The 18,905-nt window shown below is 70.2% G+C and carries 15 protein-coding genes; 4 read left to right on the top strand and 11 right to left on the bottom strand.

All coding sequences use genetic code 11. The features are described 5' to 3' along the window. Positions 1 to 98: 98 nt before the first annotated feature. The 5 genes from ACIRVH_RS39610 to ACIRVH_RS39590 all read right to left on the bottom strand — a co-directional run bounded on the left by ACIRVH_RS39610 (position 99) and on the right by ACIRVH_RS39590 (position 5,807). On the bottom strand, positions 99 to 1,022 hold the full coding sequence (locus ACIRVH_RS39610) for a carbamate kinase (RefSeq protein ID WP_403964279.1): 924 nt from the start codon (positions 1,020 to 1,022) through the stop codon (positions 99 to 101). Positions 1,023 to 1,025: 3 nt separating this feature from the next. Continuing rightward, entirely contained in the window at positions 1,026 to 2,027 is a 1,002-nt protein-coding gene (gene argF, locus ACIRVH_RS39605; protein ID WP_403964277.1) for an ornithine carbamoyltransferase, read from the bottom strand. Between the two features lie 17 nt (positions 2,028 to 2,044). After that, positions 2,045 to 3,259, bottom strand: a complete 1,215-nt coding sequence (locus ACIRVH_RS39600) for an arginine deiminase (protein ID WP_403964275.1) — start codon at positions 3,257 to 3,259, stop codon at positions 2,045 to 2,047. A gap of 29 nt (positions 3,260 to 3,288) precedes the next feature. Further along, the gene (locus ACIRVH_RS39595; protein ID WP_403964467.1) at positions 3,289 to 4,704 is read right to left on the bottom strand and encodes an APC family permease; all 1,416 of its coding nucleotides are present in this window, start codon (positions 4,702 to 4,704) and stop codon (positions 3,289 to 3,291) included. Between the two features lie 410 nt (positions 4,705 to 5,114). Then, positions 5,115 to 5,807: a response regulator gene (locus ACIRVH_RS39590; protein ID WP_403964273.1), complete on the bottom strand. Its 693-nt coding sequence runs from the start codon at positions 5,805 to 5,807 to the stop codon at positions 5,115 to 5,117. Between the two features lie 287 nt (positions 5,808 to 6,094). On the opposite strand from ACIRVH_RS39590, the gene ACIRVH_RS39585 reads away from it, so the two are divergent. From ACIRVH_RS39585 to ACIRVH_RS39575, 3 genes are all read left to right on the top strand, one after another. Next, entirely contained in the window at positions 6,095 to 6,493 is a 399-nt protein-coding gene (locus tag ACIRVH_RS39585; RefSeq protein ID WP_403964271.1) for a hypothetical protein, read from the top strand. A 234-nt stretch (positions 6,494 to 6,727) separates the two neighbouring features. After that, complete coding sequence (gene adhE / locus ACIRVH_RS39580; protein WP_403964269.1) at positions 6,728 to 9,373, top strand: bifunctional acetaldehyde-CoA/alcohol dehydrogenase; 2,646 nt, start codon at positions 6,728 to 6,730, stop codon at positions 9,371 to 9,373. Positions 9,374 to 9,563: 190 nt separating this feature from the next. Further along, positions 9,564 to 10,049 carry a pyridoxamine 5'-phosphate oxidase family protein gene (locus ACIRVH_RS39575; RefSeq protein ID WP_403964465.1) on the top strand — a complete coding sequence of 162 codons (486 nt, stop codon included), beginning with the start codon at positions 9,564 to 9,566 and terminating at the stop codon, positions 10,047 to 10,049. Between the two features lie 85 nt (positions 10,050 to 10,134). Here ACIRVH_RS39575 and ACIRVH_RS39570 read toward each other — a convergent pair whose 3' ends face one another. The 6 genes from ACIRVH_RS39570 to ACIRVH_RS39545 form a co-directional block, all read right to left on the bottom strand. After that, on the bottom strand, positions 10,135 to 10,986 hold the full coding sequence (locus ACIRVH_RS39570; protein ID WP_403964267.1) for a universal stress protein: 852 nt from the start codon (positions 10,984 to 10,986) through the stop codon (positions 10,135 to 10,137). Between the two features lie 165 nt (positions 10,987 to 11,151). After that, positions 11,152 to 11,901 (bottom strand): pyruvate formate-lyase-activating protein, encoded by a 750-nt coding sequence (pflA, locus tag ACIRVH_RS39565; protein WP_403964265.1) that lies wholly within the window; start codon positions 11,899 to 11,901, stop codon positions 11,152 to 11,154. Then, entirely contained in the window at positions 11,898 to 14,159 is a 2,262-nt protein-coding gene (gene pflB, locus ACIRVH_RS39560; RefSeq protein ID WP_403964264.1) for a formate C-acetyltransferase, read from the bottom strand. The genes pflA and pflB overlap by 4 nt, the downstream gene beginning before the upstream one ends. Positions 14,160 to 14,336: 177 nt before the next feature. Beyond that, on the bottom strand, positions 14,337 to 14,777 hold the full coding sequence (locus ACIRVH_RS39555; RefSeq protein ID WP_403964262.1) for a pyridoxamine 5'-phosphate oxidase family protein: 441 nt from the start codon (positions 14,775 to 14,777) through the stop codon (positions 14,337 to 14,339). A 277-nt stretch (positions 14,778 to 15,054) separates the two neighbouring features. After that, positions 15,055 to 16,833, bottom strand: coding sequence for a GAF domain-containing protein (locus ACIRVH_RS39550; RefSeq protein ID WP_403964260.1), 1,779 nt, complete (start codon positions 16,831 to 16,833; stop codon positions 15,055 to 15,057). 377 nt (positions 16,834 to 17,210) lie between these two features. Then, positions 17,211 to 17,690, bottom strand: coding sequence for a pyridoxamine 5'-phosphate oxidase family protein (locus ACIRVH_RS39545; protein WP_403964257.1), 480 nt, complete (start codon positions 17,688 to 17,690; stop codon positions 17,211 to 17,213). Between the two features lie 382 nt (positions 17,691 to 18,072). On the opposite strand from ACIRVH_RS39545, the gene ACIRVH_RS39540 reads away from it, so the two are divergent. Beyond that, positions 18,073 to 18,654: a hypothetical protein gene (locus ACIRVH_RS39540; RefSeq protein ID WP_403964255.1), complete on the top strand. Its 582-nt coding sequence runs from the start codon at positions 18,073 to 18,075 to the stop codon at positions 18,652 to 18,654. The last annotated feature ends 251 nt before the right edge of the window (positions 18,655 to 18,905 follow it).

Genomic DNA, 18,905 nt, shown 5'->3' with positions numbered 1-18,905 from the left:
CGGATGCCGAAGGGCTCCGGCGGTGGGGCCCAACGTCCCTGCCTTCCGGGCCGGTTCGCGGTGAGCGGAGGGGGCGTAGGAGGCCGGGACGCTGCCGTTCAGCCGACCGTGAGATCCGGGCGGACCAGGGTGCCGGAACGGCCGTGGACGATCTCGTACGCGGCGTGCAGCGCGCCGATCGCGGCCAGTCCTCCGGTGCGTTCCACGAAACGGGCGGCGGCCTCGGTCTTGGGACCCATGGAGCCGTCCGGGAAGCCGCCGTGGCGCAGGTCGGTGGGTGTGGCGTCGGGGACGGGCCGCTGGTCCGGTGTGCCGTACTGCTCGTAGACGCAGGGCACGTCGGTGAGGATGAGGAGGAAGTCGGCCTTCAGGTCCTCGGCGAGCAGGGCGGCGGTGAGGTCCTTGTCGATGACGGCCTCCACGCCGGTCAGGGCGCCGGAGTCACGGTCGGCGGTGACGGGGACGCCTCCCCCGCCGGCGCAGATCACCAGGGTGCCGAGACCGAGCAGGTCGTGGATGGTGTCGGTCTCCAGGATCCGTTCGGGCGACGGGGAGGGGACGACCCGGCGCCAGCCGGTGGTGTCCCGGGCGATGTGCCAGCCGCGCGTGCGGGCCAGCTTCTCGGCCGTGGCACGGGAGTAGACCTGGCCGACGAACTTCGTGGGCCGGTCGAACGCGGGATCGTCGGCCTGTACGAGGGTGTGCGTGACGAGGGCGGCGATCCGGTGCCCGGGCAGGGTGTCGTGCAGGGTGCGGACCAGCAGGGAGCCGATCATGCCCTGGGTCTGCGCGCCGAGCAGGTCGAGCGGGTACGGGGCACTGAGCGCGGGGTCGGCCGCGCTCTCCAGGGCGAGCAGCCCGATCTGCGGACCGTTGCCGTGCGTGATGACCAGCTCGTGCTCCTGGGCGAGGGCGGCCAGGGCACTGGCGACGGCATCGATGTTGGCCTGCTGGACGGCCGCGTCGGGGCGTTCGCCGCGGTGCAGCAGGGCGTTGCCGCCGAGGGCGACGACGATGCGCATGGTTCAGTCCTCCAGGGTGGCGACGAGGACGGCCTTGATGGTGTGCAGGCGGTTCTCGGCCTGCTCGAAGACGAGGGAGGCCGGCGAGGAGAAGACCTCGTCGGTGACTTCCAGCCCGGACAGGCCGTAGGTGGCGAACAGTTCCCGGCCGAGCCGGGTGCCCTCGTCGTGCAGGGACGGCAGGCAGTGCATGAACTTGACGTCGGGGTTCTCGGTCGCCGCGAGCGTCTTGCCGTTGACCTGGTACGGCAGGAGCAGATCGATCCGCTCGCGCCAGGTGTCGGCGGGCTCCCCCATGGAGACCCAGACGTCGGTGTGCAGGAAGTCGGCGCCGCGCACGGCGGTCTCGACGTCCTCGGTGAGCGTGATGCGGGCTCCGCTTCGCCCGGCGAGCGCCTGGCAGGTGGCGACCAGGCCGCTGTCCGGCCACAGCGCGCGAGGAGCGGCGATGCGCACGTCCATGCCCAGCAGCGCCCCCATGGAGAGCAGGGAGTTGCCCATGTTGTTGCGGGCGTCGCCGAGGTAGCAGTAGCTGATGTCGGTGAGCGGCTTGGTGCTGTGCTCGCGCATGGTGAGCATGTCGCACAGGCTCTGCGTGGGGTGGGCCGTGTCGGTCAGCCCGTTGTAGACGGGGACGCCGGAGTGGGCGGCGAGTTCGGTGACGATCGACTGGGCGGAGCCCCGGTACTCGATACCGTCGAACATCCGGCCGAGGACGCGTGCGGTGTCGGCGACGGACTCCTTGTGGCCGACGTGGGTGTCGCCGGGGCCGAGGTAGGTGGTGGCGGCGCCCTGGTCGGCGGCGGCGACCTCGAAGGCGCAGCGGGTGCGGGTGGAGGTCTTCTCGAAGATCAGGGCGATGTGCTTGCCGGTGAGCCGGGGATGTTCGGTGCCGGCGCGACGGGCCGCCTTCAGGTCGGCGGCGAGGTCGAGGAGGTGCTGGATCTCCCTGGCGGTGAAGTCGAGTTCGCTCAGGTAGGAGCGGCCTCGCAGGTCGACGGTCATGGTGGTGTCCTTACGGGTCAGGCGGCCGGGTCGCGTTCGATGGGGCAGCTCATGCAGCGCGGACCGCCTCGGCCGCGGCCGAGTTCGGCGCCGGCGATGGTGACGACCTCGATGCCCTGCTTGCGCAGGTAGGTGTTGGTGGTGACATTGCGCTCGTAGCCGACGACGACGCCGGGGGCGACGGCGAGGAAGTTGCTTCCGTCGTCCCACTGTTCGCGCTCGGCGCCCCGGACGTCCTGCGGCGCGGAGAGCATGCGGACCTTGTCCAGGTCCAGTGCCTCGGCGAGCGCGGTGGCCAGATCGGAGTTCGGAGTGACGTCGAAGCCCGTCTCGCGGGCGGCGCTGGGGCGCAGGGTCCAGGAGCGCAGGGAGTCGGCCAGGCCCGGGTAGACGGCGAAGGCGTCGCGGTCGAGCATGGTCAGTACCGTGTCGAGGTGCATGTAGGCGCGGGTGGCGGGCAGTTGGACCGCGATCAGCCGGCTCGCCGTGCCGCCCGCGAACAGCCGGGCGGCCAGGTTCTCCACGGCCTGGGCCGTGGTGCGCTCGCCCATGCCGACCATGACGGCGCCGTTGCCGAGGACGTGTACGTCGCCGCCCTCCAGCGTGCCCACGGCACCGTCCAGCAGCGGCTCGGGCGCGACGCCCGTGAACATCGGGTGGAAGCGGTAGATCGCCTCCGCGTGGAGGCTCTCACGGCGCCGGGCCGGCTTGGCCATCGGGTTCACCGACAACCGGTCGTACATCCAGCACGAGTTGTCGCGCGGGAACAGGTGGTTGGGCAGCGGGGTGAGTGCGAAGTCGTCGGCGTCGAGCGCCCTCCACACCAGGCTGTGCGGGTCGGCCAGCGGCAGGTCGCTCTTGAGCAGCCCGCCGATGAGGTAGCCGGCGAGCGTCTCGCCGTCCAGCTCGGCGCACAGAGTGCGCACCGGGTCGATGAGGGCCGGCCCGACGACGGCCGGGGTGACGACCCGGTCGAGGAGCCAGTCGCGGGCCTCGGGGACGTCGAGGGTCCGGGCGAGCAGCTCGGCGAAGTAGTGGACGCGGGCGCCGTGGTCGCGCAGGACCTGGGCGAAGGCGTCGTGCTCCTCGCGGGCGCGCTTGGCCCACAGGATGTCGTCGAAGAGCAGGGCGTCGACGTTGCGTGGGGTGAGGCGGGAGAGTTCGAGGCCGGGGCGGTGCAGGATCACCTGGCGCAGGCGGCCGACCTCGGAGTCGACGTGGAAGGTGTTCATCGCGGCAGTTCCTTCGAGCGTGTGGGTGGTCAGTCGTGGTGGTGGAGGTCGCCCCGCCTGCGGAGCCCGCCGATGCGGCCGGTGCGCAGACCTTGGGAGAGCCGTCGGGCCGGCGCGGGCGTCTCGGGCGCCCGCTCCTGCTGGGACGGGATCGCCGCGTCCTGAGCGCCGACCGCTCGGTCGTCGGCGGCCTGACCGCGCTTGAGCCAGACGTACACCGGCACACCCAGCAGCAGCACGAACAGGCCGTAGTAGACGGTCTGGTAGCCGCTGCCCTGGATCGACCAGTACGAGAAGGCGAGGGCGAGAACGGCCACCGTGACGTCACGGGCGAACCGCCGGGGGCTCGGCTTCTCTCCATCGCGCACGAGCAGCCAGTACAGCTGGGCGGCGGCGGAGAACAGGTAGGGGATCACCGCGGTCAGCACGCTCAGCAGGACGATCTTGGTGAAGACGTCGTCGAAGCGCGTGTAGCTGAACACCGTGATGAGCGAGGCCAGCACGGTGGAGGCGACGATGCCGAAGGCCGGCACGTCGTTCTCGCCGCGCAGCCGGGCGAAGGCACGTGGGAACAGACCGTCCCGGGCTGCGGCGTACGGCATCTCGGCGCACAGCATGGTCCAGCCGTTGAGGGCGCCGATACCGGAGATGATCGCGGCGACGGCGACGATGTCACCGGCCCAGGTGCCGCCGAAGATGTTGTTCGCGGCATCCGTGAACGGCGCGGTCGAACCACCGAGCTTGCCGTGGGCGACGGTACCGAAGACGGCGAGGGTGCCCAGGATGTAGATGACTGCGCAGAGAAGAGTGCCGTAGACCGTGGCGCGCGGAACGTTGCGTCCCGGCTCCCGGACCCGCCCGGCGACCACCGAGGCCGCCTCCAGACCGAGGTAGCTGAACAGGGCGATGGCGCCCGCTGCCGAGACGGCGCCGATGGCCGACTGCCCGCTGGCGTTGAACGGGCCGAAGTTGTGGGAGTCGACGAAGAGCAGTCCGACGGTGGCCATGAAGACGAGCGGGACGAACTTCAGCACGGTCGTGATGACCTGGAAGGCGCCCATGTTGCGCACACCGGTGAGGTTGATCGCGGCGGGGATCCACAGTCCGACGAGCGCGAGGAGCACCGAAACCCACTTGCTGTGACCGGTGTTGACGAAGACCTCCACGTACCCGACCCAGGCCACGACGATCGCGGCGTTGCCGGCCCACGCGGTGATCCAGTACGACCAGGCGTTGAGGAACCCGGCGAACTCCCCGAACGCCGCACGGGCGTAGACGTACGGGCCGCCGCTGGCCGGAACCCGCTTGGACAGCGCACCGAAGGTCAGCGCCAGTGCGAGCGCGCCGAGGGTGACGACGACGAACGCGACGAGGGAGATCGGTCCGTAGGGGGCGAGGGCGGAGGGCAGTGCGAAGACTCCGGTGCCGATGATGCTGCCGATCACGAGCGCGGATGCGGCGGGAAGCCCGAGCGTGGCCGTCGGCGCCGTCCCCTTTCCGTCTCGTCTGGGTCCGGACATGGCGTACTCCTTGCGCAGTTCGTCAGGGTGAGTCGATCTGCTGACGATCTTTCTGCGCCCCGCCGCACAAGGTCAGTGGCCGCAAGGCCCCCGCTCCCGGCCCGATGGTCCCGCCCCCGGGGCCCGCCCGGCCCGGATGTCGAACTGACCGCAGCCGACCCCGCGAAGGGTCCCGCCGCCGCTCCCGCGAAGGGCGAGGGAGCCCTGCCGTCGGCATGACCTACGGCGCGACGCGAGTGTGCCCGGCCGATGCCACCGGCCGGGCACACTTTTCCTGCATCAAGGCTGAGCGTGTGGAGCGCAGCGGGGAGATGATGCCGAATACGTCTCTACGGTCAGTGGCCGTCCTGCTTCTGCCGGTCCCCCACCTGCGCGGCGATCACAGCCGCCTGGACGCGGCGCTCCACCCCGAGCTTGGCGAGCAGACGGGAGATGTGGTTCTTCACCGTCTTCTCGGCCAGATACAGGCGCTGACCGATCTGCCGGTTGGTAAGGCCCTCGCCGATCAGAGCCAGGATCTCCCGCTCCCGGTCGGTCAAGCCGGGCAGCGCGTCCGGCTCCTCCTCCTGCTGCTGACCGCCGCGCAGCCGGGCCATCAGTTTGGTGGTGGCGCTCGCGTCGAGGAGCGACTGCCCGGCGGCCACCGTTCGCACGGCCGAGACCAGATCGGAGCCCTGGATCTGCTTCAGGACGTACCCGGAGGCGCCCGCCATGATCGCGTCCAGCAGTGCTTCCTCGTCGTCGAAGGAGGTCAGCATCAGGCAGGACAGCTCCGGCAGGCGCGAGCGCAGCTCCCGGCAGACGCTCACTCCGTCGCCGTCGGGCAGGCGGACGTCCAGCACCGCAACCTGCGGGCGCAGCGCGGGGACGCGTACCAGGGCCTGCTCCGCCGAACCGGCCTCGCCGATCACCTCGATGTCCGGCTCGTCGTTCAGCAGGTCGCGCACGCCACGCCGTACCACCTCGTGGTCGTCCATCAGGAAGACCCGGATCGGGTTGTCGGGGCTGTACTGCTCGCCGTCTGCCATCAATCGCTCCCTGTTCCGGTGTACTTCACCGAGGTCCGTTCATGGACGGTGTCGGTCCACGTCGAGATCTTGCTCCCAACCCGGCGGAAGGACCAGGGCCGGATGGCCCTGTGTTGCCGCCCAGTCTCCCGTACCCGGAGGGTCGCGGCTGTCACCCGGCGCCGGCGGAAGAGCCGTCCGGGCGGAGGGACCTTCGGTCCGCTCGCGGGGACCTGACAGCCCTGGGCACGGGACGGACCGCGCAGAAGTCTGGAGCCGCCACCGACGATCAAGAAGGAGCAGATCGCATGACTGCCAAGGACACCGTGACACACGCCGATTCCGCCGTCGCGGTACATGTGCGGACGGAAGGGGACGTGGACGAGGAGGCACTGGTATACGTCAGGACGAAGATCGACGCGGTCCTCGGCCGGCCGGGGATGCCTGCCGTCAGCGGCGAGGTGAGGATCGCCAGGGCGGCTGCCCGCCACACCGAGCAACCCTGGTCGGCCGGGGCCGAGTTGATCGTCGGGGACGTACGCGTGGTCGTGCATGCCCAGGAGGCGACGGCGCACGAGTTGACGGACCGGCTGCAGGACCGGCTGCGCGGTCAGCTGACCAGGGTGCTGCACCGCCGGGAGGCGGCCCGCAGGTCGGCCACTCCGCCTCCGTGGCGCAGCGGCCAGGCCGTCGACCGACGCGGTTAGGGCCGCCGGCGGCCGGCCGAGGACGTCTACCGGCCGGCCGCCGCCCAACTCCGTACCGCCGCACGTCCCACTCGCAGCCGTGCCGGTCAGGCCCGCCGGCAGGGACCATCGGTACCTGGGAACGAAGGGCGCACCGCACGAGAGTCGAGGTGTGAGCGGCATCCCCGAGGGGCCGGTCACACCCGCCCGCCGCCGACCACGCACGGCGGCCCCGTCAAAGGGAGGCCCACCCCCATGACCCGTCACGACGCCGGGACCGAGGCAGCCACCAGTGCCGGCGCACCCTCCGACATCGCCGTCGCGGTGGACCAACTGGTCACCAACGGACTCAAGGCGCTCGCCGACTACGACGCCCTCACCCAGGAGCAGGTCGACCACATCGTCAAGAAGGCCTCGGTCGCCGCCCTGGATCACCACACCGCGCTGGCCCGGCTGGCAGTCGAGGAAACAGGGCGCGGGGTCTTCGAGGACAAGGCGGCCAAGAACATGTTCGCGTGTGAGCACGTCACGCACAGCATGGGCCCGATGAAGACCGTCGGCGTCATCGCCCGGGACGACATCGAGGACATGGTCGAGGTCGCCGAACCGGTCGGTGTCGTCTGCGCCGTCACGCCCGTCACCAACCCGACCTCCACCACCGTCTTCAAGGCCCTGATGGCGCTGAAGACGCGCAATCCCGTCGTGTTCGCCTTCCATCCCTCCGCACAGCGGTGCAGCGCGGAGGCGGCCCGGATCGTCCGGGACGCGGCCGTCGCCGCCGGCGCGCCGGAGCACTGCGTGCAGTGGATCGAGACACCGTCCGTCGAGGCGACCGGCCTCCTGATGCGCCACCCGGGCATCTCGCTGATCCTCGCCACCGGCGGCAACGCCATGGTCAGGGCCGCCTACTCGGCGGGCAAGCCCGCCCTCGGGGTCGGTGCGGGCAACGTGCCGGCGTACGTGCACAAGAGCGCCAGGCTGCGCCGCGCCGTCAACGACCTCGTGCTGTCCAAGTCCTTCGACAACGGCATGATCTGCGCCTCCGAACAGGCCGTCATTCTGGACGCCGCGATCTACGACGCGGCTCTCGCCGAGTTTCTCACGCTGCACGCCCATCTGGCGACCGCCGAGGAGAAGGCGAAGCTGGAGGCGTTCCTGTTCCCGGACGGCGGCGCGAACTCGGGCTGCGAGCCCAAGGTGAACGCCGCGGCCGTCGGCCAGAGCCCGGTCTGGATCGCCGAGCAGGCCGGCTTCACCGTTCCCGACGGCACCTCGTTGATCCTCGTCGAGGTCGAACGGGTCGGCCCGGACGAGCCGTTGACTCGGGAGAAGCTCTGCCCGGTGCTCGCCGTACTGCGGGCCGGCTCCGAGCAGCAGGGCTTCGACCTGGCCGCCGACATGGTCGCCTTCCACGGCCAGGGACACACTGCCGTCGTCCATACCGATGACCCGGCGCTGGCGGAGGCGTACGGGAGGCGCATGAAGACCGTCCGGATCATCGTCAACTCCCCTTCCTCGCAAGGGGCGATCGGCGGCATCTACAACAGTCTGCTGCCGTCCCTGACCCTCGGCTGCGGCTCCTGGGGCAGCACCTCGGTGTCCAACAACGTCTCCGCCGCTCAGCTGCTGAACATCAAGCGGGTCTCCAACCGCCGCAACAACCTGCAGTGGTTCAAGGTACCGCCGAAGATCTACTTCGAGCCGCAGTCCATCCGCTATCTGACCGCCATGCCGGACGTCCACCGGGTCACGGTCGTCACCGACGCGACCATGACCCGTCTCGGCTTCGTCGACCGCGTCAGCCGCGTCCTGCAGCGACGCCACGAGCCCGTGACCGTGCAGATCATCGACAACGTGGAACCGGAGCCCAGCATCGACTCCGTCCAGCGCGGCGCCCAGCTCATGCGGGACTTCCGCCCGGACACCATCATCGCGCTCGGCGGCGGCTCCCCGATGGACGCGGCCAAGGTGATGTGGCTGCTCTACGAGCACCCGGACATCGACTTCGCCGACATGCGGCAGAAGTTCTCCGACATCCGCAAGCGCGCCTTCCGCTTCCCGCCGCTCGGTGCCCGCGCACGCCTGGTCTGTATTCCCACCACCTCCGGCACCGGAGCCGAGGTCACCCCCTTCGCCGTCATCTCCGACCCGGAGACCGGCAAGAAGTACCCGCTCGCCGACTACGCGCTCACCCCCAGCGTGGCCATCGTCGACCCGCTGCTCACCGCCGACCTGCCCCCGGCGCTTGCCGCCGACAGCGGCTTCGACGCGCTCACCCATGCCATCGAGGCGTATGTGTCCGTGTACGCCAACGACTTCACCGACGGCCTCGCCCTGCACGCCATCCGGCTGATCTTCGACAACATCGAAGCGGCGGTCAACGACCGCACCGACCGCCCGGACGCGCGGGAGAAGATGCACAATGCGGCCACCATCGCCGGCATGGCCTTCGGCAACGCCTTCCTCGGCATCGTGCACGCCATGTCCCACACTCTCGGTGCCACCTTCCACATCGCACATGGCCGTACCAACGCGGTCCTGCTGCCGCACGTCATCCGCTACAACGGAACCGTGCCGACGAAGCTGACCGGCTGGCCGAAGTACGAGAACTACCGGGCCCCGGAACGCTTCCAGGAGATAGCCCGCGCCCTCGGCCTGCCGGCCGCCACTCCGGACGAGGGCGTGGAGTCCTTCGCCCGTGCGGTCGAGCAACTGCGCGACACCGTCGGCATCGAGCGGTCGTTCCAGGAACTGGGCGTCGACGAGCGGCCCTTCCTCGACGCACTGCCCCAGCAGGCGCTGAACGCCTACGAGGACCAGTGCGCACCCGCCAATCCGCGGATGCCCATGCTCGACGACATGCAGAAGATCATGCGCACCGCCTACTACTGGGCGGCGTAAAGGGCCGAGCGGACGCACACCAGGGCCGAACGGCCCTGGTGTGACGAGTCCCGGCGCGGTTCCACTGATCTGATGCGTCTGTCCGCGGCGTGCGCTTCGGCGTTCCGCCGCGGACGCGCGTCCGTTCACCTCCCAGCACGTCGAGCAGAGACACACGGCAGTGAGCAACGAGACCGCACGGAAGCCCGCCATGACCGTCGACCGCACGCAGGCCGTTCCCGCCGGGCCGCGCCAGAGCATCGAGCTGGACCGCGACGAGGCGCTACGGCTGCTGGGCAGCGTCTCCTTCGGCCGGATCGTCTTCACTTGGCACGCACTGCCGACCGTGCGCCCGGTGAACCACGTCCTGGACGACGGCTGCATCGTCATCCGCACCCACGAAACCGCGGCCCTCACCTCACGTGCCCAGGAGGCCGACGGGACCGGCGTCGTCGTCGCCTATGAGGCCGACACCATCGACCCGGACACCCACGTCGGCTGGAGTGTGGTGGTCACCGGCTACGCGCATCTGGTGACCGACCCGGATGAACTGGCGCGCTACCGGGGTCTGCTGGTGCCCTGGGTGCAGCAGACCATGGACTACGCGGTACGCATCCGCCCCGAACTGGTCACAGGTGTCCTCCTGACGGCCGATGAGCGCCTGGCCGCGGCGGACGGTCCCGCCGGCGACTCCTGAGCGCAGTTCACCTGTCACAGGCAGCGTCGGCCATGCGTGGAACCGCCCGCCGGCTCACCGGCCGACGGGCGGTTCACGGACGGGATCAGGCGTGCGCGACCACCGCCACCGGTGCCGACCCGCGCTGCAGCACAGCCAGGGTGACCGGCCCGATCGCGGTACCGACAGGCATCCGGCGCTCGGCGCGGCCGACCACGACCAGGGACGCGTCGCCGGATGCCTCGGCCAGGTGTGGTCCGGCCGTGCCGATCACGGCCTGCTCGGCCACCTCGACGCCGGGGTACTTCTCCCGCCAGGCTTCCAGCACTTCGGACAAGGTGCGCCCGCCTGTCGCCCCGGACTGTCCGGCCTCGGCAGCACCGATCTCGTCGTGAGCGTACGGCTCCGCGCTCCAGCCGTGGACGACGCGCAGCCTCGCCGCGCGGCGTGAAGCCGCGTCGAACGCGAACTCCAGCACCGCGTCGTGCGGATCCGACAGATCGAGGCCCAGGACCACGTCGGGGACGGCGGTGGCCCGCGACACGGTGCCGCGGGCGCCGGTCCGGTGCTCGTCCTGGTGGCGTCCGCCCGGCACCAGGACGACGGGCCGTCGGCTGCGCGCCACGACGGCGAGGGCGACGGACCCGGTCAGAAGGCCTGCGACCCCGCCTGCCGGACCGGGCGAGCCGAGTACCACCAGCTCGGCACCCTCAGCCGCCGTGAGCAGCGCGGAGACCGGCTCGGCAGCAACGCCGTCACTGTCGATCCGCAGGTCCGGATGGCGGCGCGCGATCCTCGCCTCGGCTTCCCTCAGCGGCCGGTCCACCTCGGCAGACTGCCGTACGGCATGGATCAGACGCAGCGGAACGTCGCGGCGCCGGGCCTCCCGGGCTGCCCAGTCGACGGCGACGAGGGCGCCGGGCGAACCGTCCACGCCGACGGTGATGGTGCGGGGCATGCTGACCTCCTTCTCGGGTGTGAACTCAGTTTTGCCGCGAGTGAGTTGAGGTCGCAGAGGCCACTGGTCCCGGTGTGGGGGCCGGGCGGCCCGGACATCGGAGGTGGACGCATCTGTGCCCGGGGATCACCAGGTGAACGGCGCCGGTGTCACCCACCGCTCGGCTCACAGCGCCCGCAGGCCGTGCTCCCTGAACTGCTCCCGCACCCGTTCCACCAACCTCAGGTCGGGCACAGGCGTGTCGCGCAGCGGGAAGTCGATGCCGAGGGCGTCGTACTTGTGGGCGCCGAGTTTGTGGAACGGCAGGACGTCCACTCGGTCCACGTTGCCGAGCCCGGCCAGGAAGGCACCGAGGCCGTCCACCGCGGACGGGTCGTCGGTCCAGCCGGGGACGAGGACGTAGCGGATGTACACGGGGACGCCGAGCCGGTCCAAGCGGGTGGCGAAGGTGAGCGTGGGGGCCAGTCGGCCACCGGTGAGCCTGCGGTAGGTGGGGACGTCGAACGACTTGATGTCCAGCAGCACCAGGTCCGTGTCGGCGAGCAGTCGGTCGGGGGCCCGCTCGCCGAGAAAGCCGGAGGTGTCCAGCGCGGTGTGCAGTCCGGCCTCCTTGCAGCGGTGCAGGACGGAGCCGGTGAACGCGGGCTGGAGCAGCGGCTCCCCGCCGGTGATCGTCACCCCTCCCCCGGCGGTGGTCACGAAACTCCGGTACTTCTCGATCTCGGCCGTGACCTCGTCGACCGACGTCTCCCGGCCGTCCCGCATGTGCCAGGTGTCGGGGTTGGCGCAGTACAGGCAGCGCAACGGGCAGCCGCTGACGAACAGTACGAACCGGGTCCCGGGACCGTCCACGCCGGTGGACAGGTCCCAGGAGTGGATCCGGCCGGTCACCGCCGGCGCCGTCGTACCCTTCACAGCGACCCGTGGAAGGTGCGGCTGATCACGTCGAGCTGCTGCTCACGGTTCAGGCGGACGAAGTTGACGGCGTATCCGGAGACCCGGATGGTCAGGTCCGGGTACTTCTCGGGGTGTTCCATGGCGTCTTCCAGGGTGGACCGGTTCAGCACGTTGACGTTCATGTGGAAGCCGCCCGCGGCCATGTAGCCGTCGAGGACGCCGGCCAGATTGCCCGCGCGTTCCGCGGGGTCGTGGCCGAGCCCCTCGGGCGTGATCGTCGTGGTCAGGGAGATCCCGTCGCGGGCCTCCTCGTACGGCAGCTTCGCCACCGACAGCGCCGAGGCGACGACGCCGTGACGGTCCCGGCCGTTCATCGGGTTGGCGCCGGGCGCGAAGGGCTGTCCGGCGCGCCGACCGTCGGGAGTGTTGCCGGTGTGCTTGCCGTAGACCACGTTGGAGGTGATGGTCAGCACGGACTGGGTGTGCTCGGCGCCCCGGTAGGTGGGGTGCTTGCGCACCTTCGCCATGAACGACTCGACCAGGTCGACGGCGAGCCCGTCGGCGCGGTCGTCGTTGTTGCCGTACGCGGGGAACTCGCCCTCGGTCGCGTAGTCCACGGCGAGCCCGGTCTCGTCCCGGACGACCTTCACCCGGCCGTACTTGACGGCGGACAGGCTGTCCACGGCGACCGACAGGCCGGCGATGCCGCAGGCCATGAAGCGGTGGACCGGGTGGTCGTGGAGCGCCATCTCGATGCGCTCGTAGGCGTACTTGTCGTGCATGTAGTGGATGACGTTGAGTACGTCGACGTAGGTCTCGGCCAGCCAGTCCAGCATCCGGTCGTACGCCGCCGACAGCTCGTCGTAGTCCAGGTACTCGCCGGTGAGCGGGGGCATCTCGGGTGCGATCTGCTCGCCGGTCATCTCGTCCCGGCCGCCGTTGATCGCGTACAGCAGGGCCTTGGCGAGGTTGACCCGGGCGCCGAAGAACTGCATCTGCCTGCCCACCGCCATGGCGGACACACAGCAGGCGATGGCTGTGTCGTCGCCGGTGCGGGGGCGCATCAGGTCGTCGGACTCGTACTGGATGGAGCTGGTGTCGATCGAGACCTGGGCGCAGAACCGCTTGAACCCCTCCGGCAGTCGCGGCGACCACAGCACGGTCAGGTTCGGCTCCGGTGCGGGCCCGAGGTTGTAGAGGGTCTGCAGGAAGCGGAAGGAGGTGCGGGTGACCAGCGGTCGGCCGTCGGCGCCGATGCCACCGATGGACTCCGTCACCCAGGTGGGGTCACCGGAGAAGAGGGCGTCGTACTCGGGGGTACGCAGGAACCTGACGATCCGCAGCTTGATCACGAAGTCGTCGATCAGCTCCTGGGCCCGGACCTCGTCGATGCGGCCCTCGTCCAGGTCCCGCTGGAGGTAGACGTCCAGGAAGGTCGAGGTGCGGCCCAGCGACATCGCGGCGCCGTTCTGCTCCTTCACGGCGGCCAGGAAGCCGAGGTAGAGCCACTGCACGGCCTCGTGCGCGGTGGCGGCCGGCCGGGACACGTCACAGCCGTACGACGCCGCCATCCGCGTCAGCTCACCCAATGCGCGCACCTGCTCGGCCAGTTCCTCGCGGTCGCGGATGACGTCCGGGGCGGAGGGCTGGGCGTCCAGCAGGGCCCGCTCTGCCCGCTTGGCCGCGATCAGCCGGTCGGTGCCGTAGAGCGCGACGCGCCGGTAGTCGCCGATGATCCGGCCCCGGCCGTAGGCGTCGGGCAGCCCGGTGATGATGCCGGCCTTGCGGGCGGCGCGCATCTGCGGGGTGTAGGCATCGAAGACGCCGTCGTTGTGGGTCTTGCGGTAGGTGCCGAATACCTTGGTGACGAACGGGTCGGGTTCGTAGCCGTACGCCTTCAGCCCGTTCTCGACCATCCGCAGGCCGCCGTTCGGCATGATCGCCCGCTTCAGCGGGGCGTCGGTCTGCAGCCCGACGATCAGCTCACGTTCCCGGTCGATGTAGCCGGGCGCGTGCGCGGTGATCGTGGAAGGGGTGGCGGCGTCCACGTCGAGGATGCCCTTGCTGCGCTCCTCGGGGAACAGGGCGCTGACCTTGTGCCATACGGAGCGCGTGCGCTCGGTCGGGCCGGCCAGGAACTCGGGACCGCCCTCGTACGGCGTGTAGTTGGCCTGGATGAAGTCACGCACGTCGACGTTCTCGCGCCACCGCGGTCCGGCGAAGCCCCGCCAGGCCTCCGTGGGTGCGGCCACGTCTGGGTGGGGTGCCACGGTCATCTCTGCCTCCGCATCGTTCGCGACACCGCTCAGGGAAGGTCCCGTGGGCGGCTCCGCAGACGATGCTCCTCGCCCGTCACCGCGGAAGGCAGGGCCTGCGGGAGCCCGTCGCCGTGCTGTCCGGCCCCACCGTCGTAGGGACGTTCGGTCCCGGTGGTGAGAGGCGATGCGTGGGCGTCAGCCCGACAGGGGCACGCCGTACATGGTCCGGCCGCCGACGAGTTCACGCCCGGTGACCAGTTCGGGGTCGATACGGACGAAGACCTCGTCGGGCGACGGCGCCCAGGAGCACGGGGACATCCGCTCAAGGCGTCGCAGTTCCGGCCCGTCGGTCACGATCTCGGCCCTCCCGGTGACGACGACACTCCAGCCGGCCTGTCGTGCCGTGTCGACCGCGTCCGCCTCGAACGCGACGACCGCGCCGTCGACCGCGCGGGCCGGCTCGGACGCCGCCGACGTGCGCAGCAGTACCGCTCCGTCCGTGTCCAGGCCGAAGTTGACCGGCACCACCGCGGGCAGGGCCTGCCGCGTATAGACGAGCCGGCCCACGGGTGCTGTCGCCAGCAGGCGCAGGCACTCGGCGCGACCGAGTTCGCGGAATCCGTCGTTGGGGTGCATGAGCCAGCCTCCCTCGACCGGTGCACGGGTTCCGTCCATGCTGAGCCCGGCCGCCACCGTGGGTGAGTGCCACCCGTCCCGCCCCGACCGGAGAGTGGCCCACGGAGCATGCCGATCACCGGGGGGCGAACGGCCCTTCCGACCGAAACCTGGATCCGGCTTTCCTCTGCCCGGAGGGGGTCGCCGCAGCCCTGAGTGACGGCAGCGAGGCGAACCGCCGCCGGCACACAGGTGGCGACGCTCGTGACCGGGGTCAGGAAGTGCCTTCTGGGCCAGATCAGCCGCCCGCCTGAGCAGGCTCGCTGTCGGCCGGCAAGGGTACGGTCCACTCCAGAAGCGTGCCGGAAGGGTCACGGCAAGCGACGTCGAAGGTACCGCCGAGTTCCTCGGCACGGCTACGCAGGTTCGCCAGCCCGCTGCGGCGAGTGACGGCCGGGTCGACGCCGCGTCCGTTGTCGGCGACAGTCAGCCGCAGCGTCCGGTCGGAGGCTTCGGCGGTGACCTCCACCGTCGTGGCCTCGGCATGCCGGGCCGTGTTGGTCAGGGCTTCGCGCAGGACGGCGAGGAGGTGGCCCGCGTGGGTGGTGGGCACGTCGGTGTCCAGAAGACCGGTCATGCGCAGGGCCGGGGCGAAGCCGAGGACCCGAGTGGCTTCGTCCGTCAGGGTGAGCAACTGGGCGCGCAGTCCACCGGATCGCCCCTGCCGATCGCGGTGCTGCAGGCCGAAGATGGTCGAGCGGATGATCTTGATCGTGTCGTCCAGGTCGTCCACGACGCGCTGGATGCGCTCGGAAGCGGTGGGCCGGTCGTGCACGTGGCCGAGCACGGTTTGGAGCGTCAGTCCGTCCGCGAAGAGACGCTGGATGACCTGGTCGTGCAAGTCGCGGGCGATTCGGTCGCGGTCACCGAGCAGCGTGAGCTGTTCGGACTCCCGACGGTGCTCGGCAATCTTCAGCACCAGGGCCGCCTGATCGGCAAAGGTGAGGACCATGTCGAAGGCCGCGTCGCTGAAAGAGGGTCTGCCGGGCGCGTTGGCCACCTGCAACACACCACGTACCCCCTCGCTGTCCCCTACGGGTACGAAGAAGGCAGGGCCCAGGCGCACCACGGAGGCGCTGCCACCCGACCCACGGGGGTCGTCGGTGAGGGTCTCACTCGTGATCGGCTCTCCTGTAGTGAACACCTTCGCCGCCAGAGTGGTCGCCGGCAGAGCCAGACCGAGCACCTCGTCGGCCCTCTCACCGGCCGCGGCCTCCACGATCAGATCCTGGCCGTCCCCCACGGGCCGGGCCAGGGTGACCAGGTCGCTCTCGGTCATCTGCCGAACCGTGTCGGCCAGGGACCGCAGGATGTCCTCGGGCGGCGTCCCCGACAACAGCGCACGGGTCATGTCCGCGCTGGCGGACAGGCGACGCTCGCGGTGGCGACTGCCTTCGTACAGGCGGGCGTTGTCGATCGCCACGCCCGCCGCGGCGGCCAGGCTCTGCAGCACCACCTCGTCGTCGGCGTCGAAGGACAGACCGCCACGCTTGTCCGTCAGATAGAGGTTGCCGAAGACCTTCCCGCGCACCTGCACGGGGGCGCCCAGGAACGTACGCATGGGCGGATGTCCCGGCGGGAAACCCATCGACGCCGGGTGCTCTCCCAGATCGTCCAGTCGCAGGGGCTGGGGTTCCCGGATCAGCAGGCCCAGAATGCCGCGTCCCTCGGGGTAGTGACCGATCTTCGCGATCGCCTCCTCGTCCATGCCGACCGTGATGAACTGCCGGATCGTGCCCTCTTCGCCCAGCACGCCCAGCGCGCCGTAGGTGGCGTCCACCAGATCGACGGCGGACTGCACGATCCGTCGCAGCAGATCCTCCAGATCGAGGTCGCTGCCGATCGCCATCACGGCATCCAGCAAGGTCTGCATGCGGTCCCGACCACCACGGACCCGCTCTACATGCTCCTGCAGCTCGCTCAGGAGCGCATCCATCCGCAACGGCGGTACCACGCCGGAACGCTCGGTTCCAAACCGCTCGTCCCTGCCGGTGCCCTCGTCGTCTTCCCTGACCATGGGAGACAGCATGCCCGAACGGCCCTACTGGAAGACAGCCTGCTCCTGCTACGGGCAGGGCTCAGCGGCGGACGACACCATCCGTGCCGTCGTCCGGCGCAGCCGAGCAGCCCTCCGCACCCGCGCGGCTGTGGTTCTCATGCACACTGCGACGCTTGAAGCCCTGATGGTGCGGCAGCTGATCACGGCTGCCGTGCCCGTGCCCTGTATGCCCTCCGGCTCACCGAAACGGCCCGCACGACCACAGCACCCGGTCTGTACCAGGCGCTGTGGCGTCGACACAGCAGCCCTGCAAACCTGCTTCGCCCTGCTCGCCCCTGAATGCCCGGTCGGGCCATGGCGGTCCTCGCGTTCTCGCGGTACGTCGACTGCGTCGGTCAGCAGGCGGCACAGCTCCCGGGAGGCCCAGGAAACCATCGGGGGCCGTGATCCACTCCGTACCCGGCCCGTCCGCCAAGAAGCTCCCGGCCGGTGACCAGTTCCGGCTCGATGCGGATGAAGACCTCCTCCGACGCCGGCGCCCAGGAGACGGGGCCGGTACGGGTCAGGCCGTCGTGCTCGGCGGGGTCGGTCACCACCGTGGCCGAGCCTGTGATGACCACGCTCCATCCTGACTGCCTGGCCGTGTCGACGTCATCGGCCTCGAAGGCGACCACTGCCCCGTCGACAGCGCGGGCCAGGTCCAAAGCTGCGGGAGCGCGCAGTACGACAGCACCATCGGCTTCGAGGCTGAAGTTGACCGGCGACACGGCGGGGAGGGCCTGGCGCGTGTAGACGATGCGACCGACGGGTGCCTTGGCCATCAGCCGCAGGCACTCGTGCCGCGCAAGCTCGCGGAAGCCGTCATCGGGGAACATCGATCAGTCTGTCCTTAAGCCACAGGGTTCAGCGGTGCTTCGCTTCTTTCACGTTGAGCCGGATGACGCCCGGGCATCAGGGCCCATGGGTCCCGACCGTGCCGGAGAGCGACCCGTCTCCCCCCGCCCGCTGAGGGGCCGACGAGAGCGGCCGACCCGGGGCGGCTGTCCTACCACGGGATCCGAACGCGGTCGGCCTCTGGTGTGCGAGGCAACCGGGAGCGCCGCCGGCTCCCTACTTGCGGGGGCTGGGACGAACGGACCCAGGCGCAGCTGCGAGCAGGTCCGAAAGCCCCTCCACGACTGCCTGATCGGCCCATGCCGCGGCTTGCTTCCGGCTGTCACCTTCATGGGCAGTGCGATGAGGGGGAGAGGGAGGCTCATGAACGGCAACCGGCGTACCAAGAAGGTGCTTTGGCGATGGCGGAGCAATCCCCTACGGCGGCATGGCGACGTCGTCGAGGCCTGGGTGGTACTGGCCGTATGGGTGGTTGTCGCAGTGGGAGGCACCGTCATCGGCCTGCTGACAGCCCACTCGGCCAGTGAGGTGTTCACCCGGCAGCGACTGGAGCGCCATCCCGTGCGCGCCGTGCTCCTCACCGACGTACCTCGAAAGTTGTCGGGGACCTGGACCACGCACGACAGGATCTCCACGCGGGTACGGTGGACGGCGCCCAACGGATCCGTCCACACCGACGAGGCCTTGGTGAACACCGGTATCAAGGCCGGATCCAGGATCCTGGTCTGGACGGACGACAGGGGTCAGGTCGTCGCCCAGCCCCCGAGTCCCTCAGAGGCGGCCGCAGAAGCCGATCTCCTGGCCGCTGGGGCCGTATTGGCCTTCAGCGGCCTCGTCCTCGGCGTTGGAGGCCTCGCTCGGTGGACACTCGAACGGCAACGCATCGAGCAGTGGGACAGGGAATGGGAACTCGTCGGCCCGCAGTGGGGCCACAAGACTGGATGATCCGCGTCGGAAATTGACATGAGCCCGAACCAGTGGATGCACTCCATGGACGATGCCTCGCAAATGAGGCCCGGTGACCAGCCCCTACCAGGATTCCTCTGCGTTCAAGGCCGTCGCCCTTCGGCGGCGCGATAGTCACAGCAGGCAGAAGGCTCGCTCCCCCGAAGCCCACCGATGCAGCCACGACCGGGATGCCGGCCTCGCCCGCCACTGCATCCCGGCACAGCAGTTCCCCACGTCCGGGCCCGGCG

The sequence above is a fragment of the Streptomyces sp. NPDC101165 genome (assembly GCF_044768135.1).
Classification (GTDB): Bacteria; Actinomycetota; Actinomycetes; order Streptomycetales; family Streptomycetaceae; genus Streptomyces.
The sequence above is the reverse complement of the archived record's forward strand: the minus strand, read 5'-3'. Positions and strand labels throughout refer to the sequence as shown.

Bases quoted from the DNA above. Each gene is read 5' to 3' on its own strand.
- adhE (WP_403964269.1), top strand. From the start codon at position 6,728: ATGACCCGTCACGACGCCGGGACCGAGGCAGCCACCAGTGCCGGCGCA.
- pflB (WP_403964264.1), bottom strand. From the start codon at position 14,159: ATGACCGTGGCACCCCACCCAGACGTGGCCGCACCCACGGAGGCCTGG.
- ACIRVH_RS39590 (WP_403964273.1), bottom strand. From the start codon at position 5,807: ATGGCAGACGGCGAGCAGTACAGCCCCGACAACCCGATCCGGGTCTTC.
- ACIRVH_RS39555 (WP_403964262.1), bottom strand. From the start codon at position 14,777: ATGCACCCCAACGACGGATTCCGCGAACTCGGTCGCGCCGAGTGCCTG.
- ACIRVH_RS39585 (WP_403964271.1), top strand. From the start codon at position 6,095: ATGACTGCCAAGGACACCGTGACACACGCCGATTCCGCCGTCGCGGTA.
- ACIRVH_RS39540 (WP_403964255.1), top strand. From the start codon at position 18,073: ATGAACGGCAACCGGCGTACCAAGAAGGTGCTTTGGCGATGGCGGAGC.
- ACIRVH_RS39550 (WP_403964260.1), bottom strand. From the start codon at position 16,833: ATGGTCAGGGAAGACGACGAGGGCACCGGCAGGGACGAGCGGTTTGGA.
- ACIRVH_RS39575 (WP_403964465.1), top strand. From the start codon at position 9,564: ATGACCGTCGACCGCACGCAGGCCGTTCCCGCCGGGCCGCGCCAGAGC.
- ACIRVH_RS39610 (WP_403964279.1), bottom strand. From the start codon at position 1,022: ATGCGCATCGTCGTCGCCCTCGGCGGCAACGCCCTGCTGCACCGCGGC.
- argF (WP_403964277.1), bottom strand. From the start codon at position 2,027: ATGACCGTCGACCTGCGAGGCCGCTCCTACCTGAGCGAACTCGACTTC.
- ACIRVH_RS39570 (WP_403964267.1), bottom strand. From the start codon at position 10,986: ATGCCCCGCACCATCACCGTCGGCGTGGACGGTTCGCCCGGCGCCCTC.
- ACIRVH_RS39545 (WP_403964257.1), bottom strand. From the start codon at position 17,690: ATGTTCCCCGATGACGGCTTCCGCGAGCTTGCGCGGCACGAGTGCCTG.
- ACIRVH_RS39600 (WP_403964275.1), bottom strand. From the start codon at position 3,259: ATGAACACCTTCCACGTCGACTCCGAGGTCGGCCGCCTGCGCCAGGTG.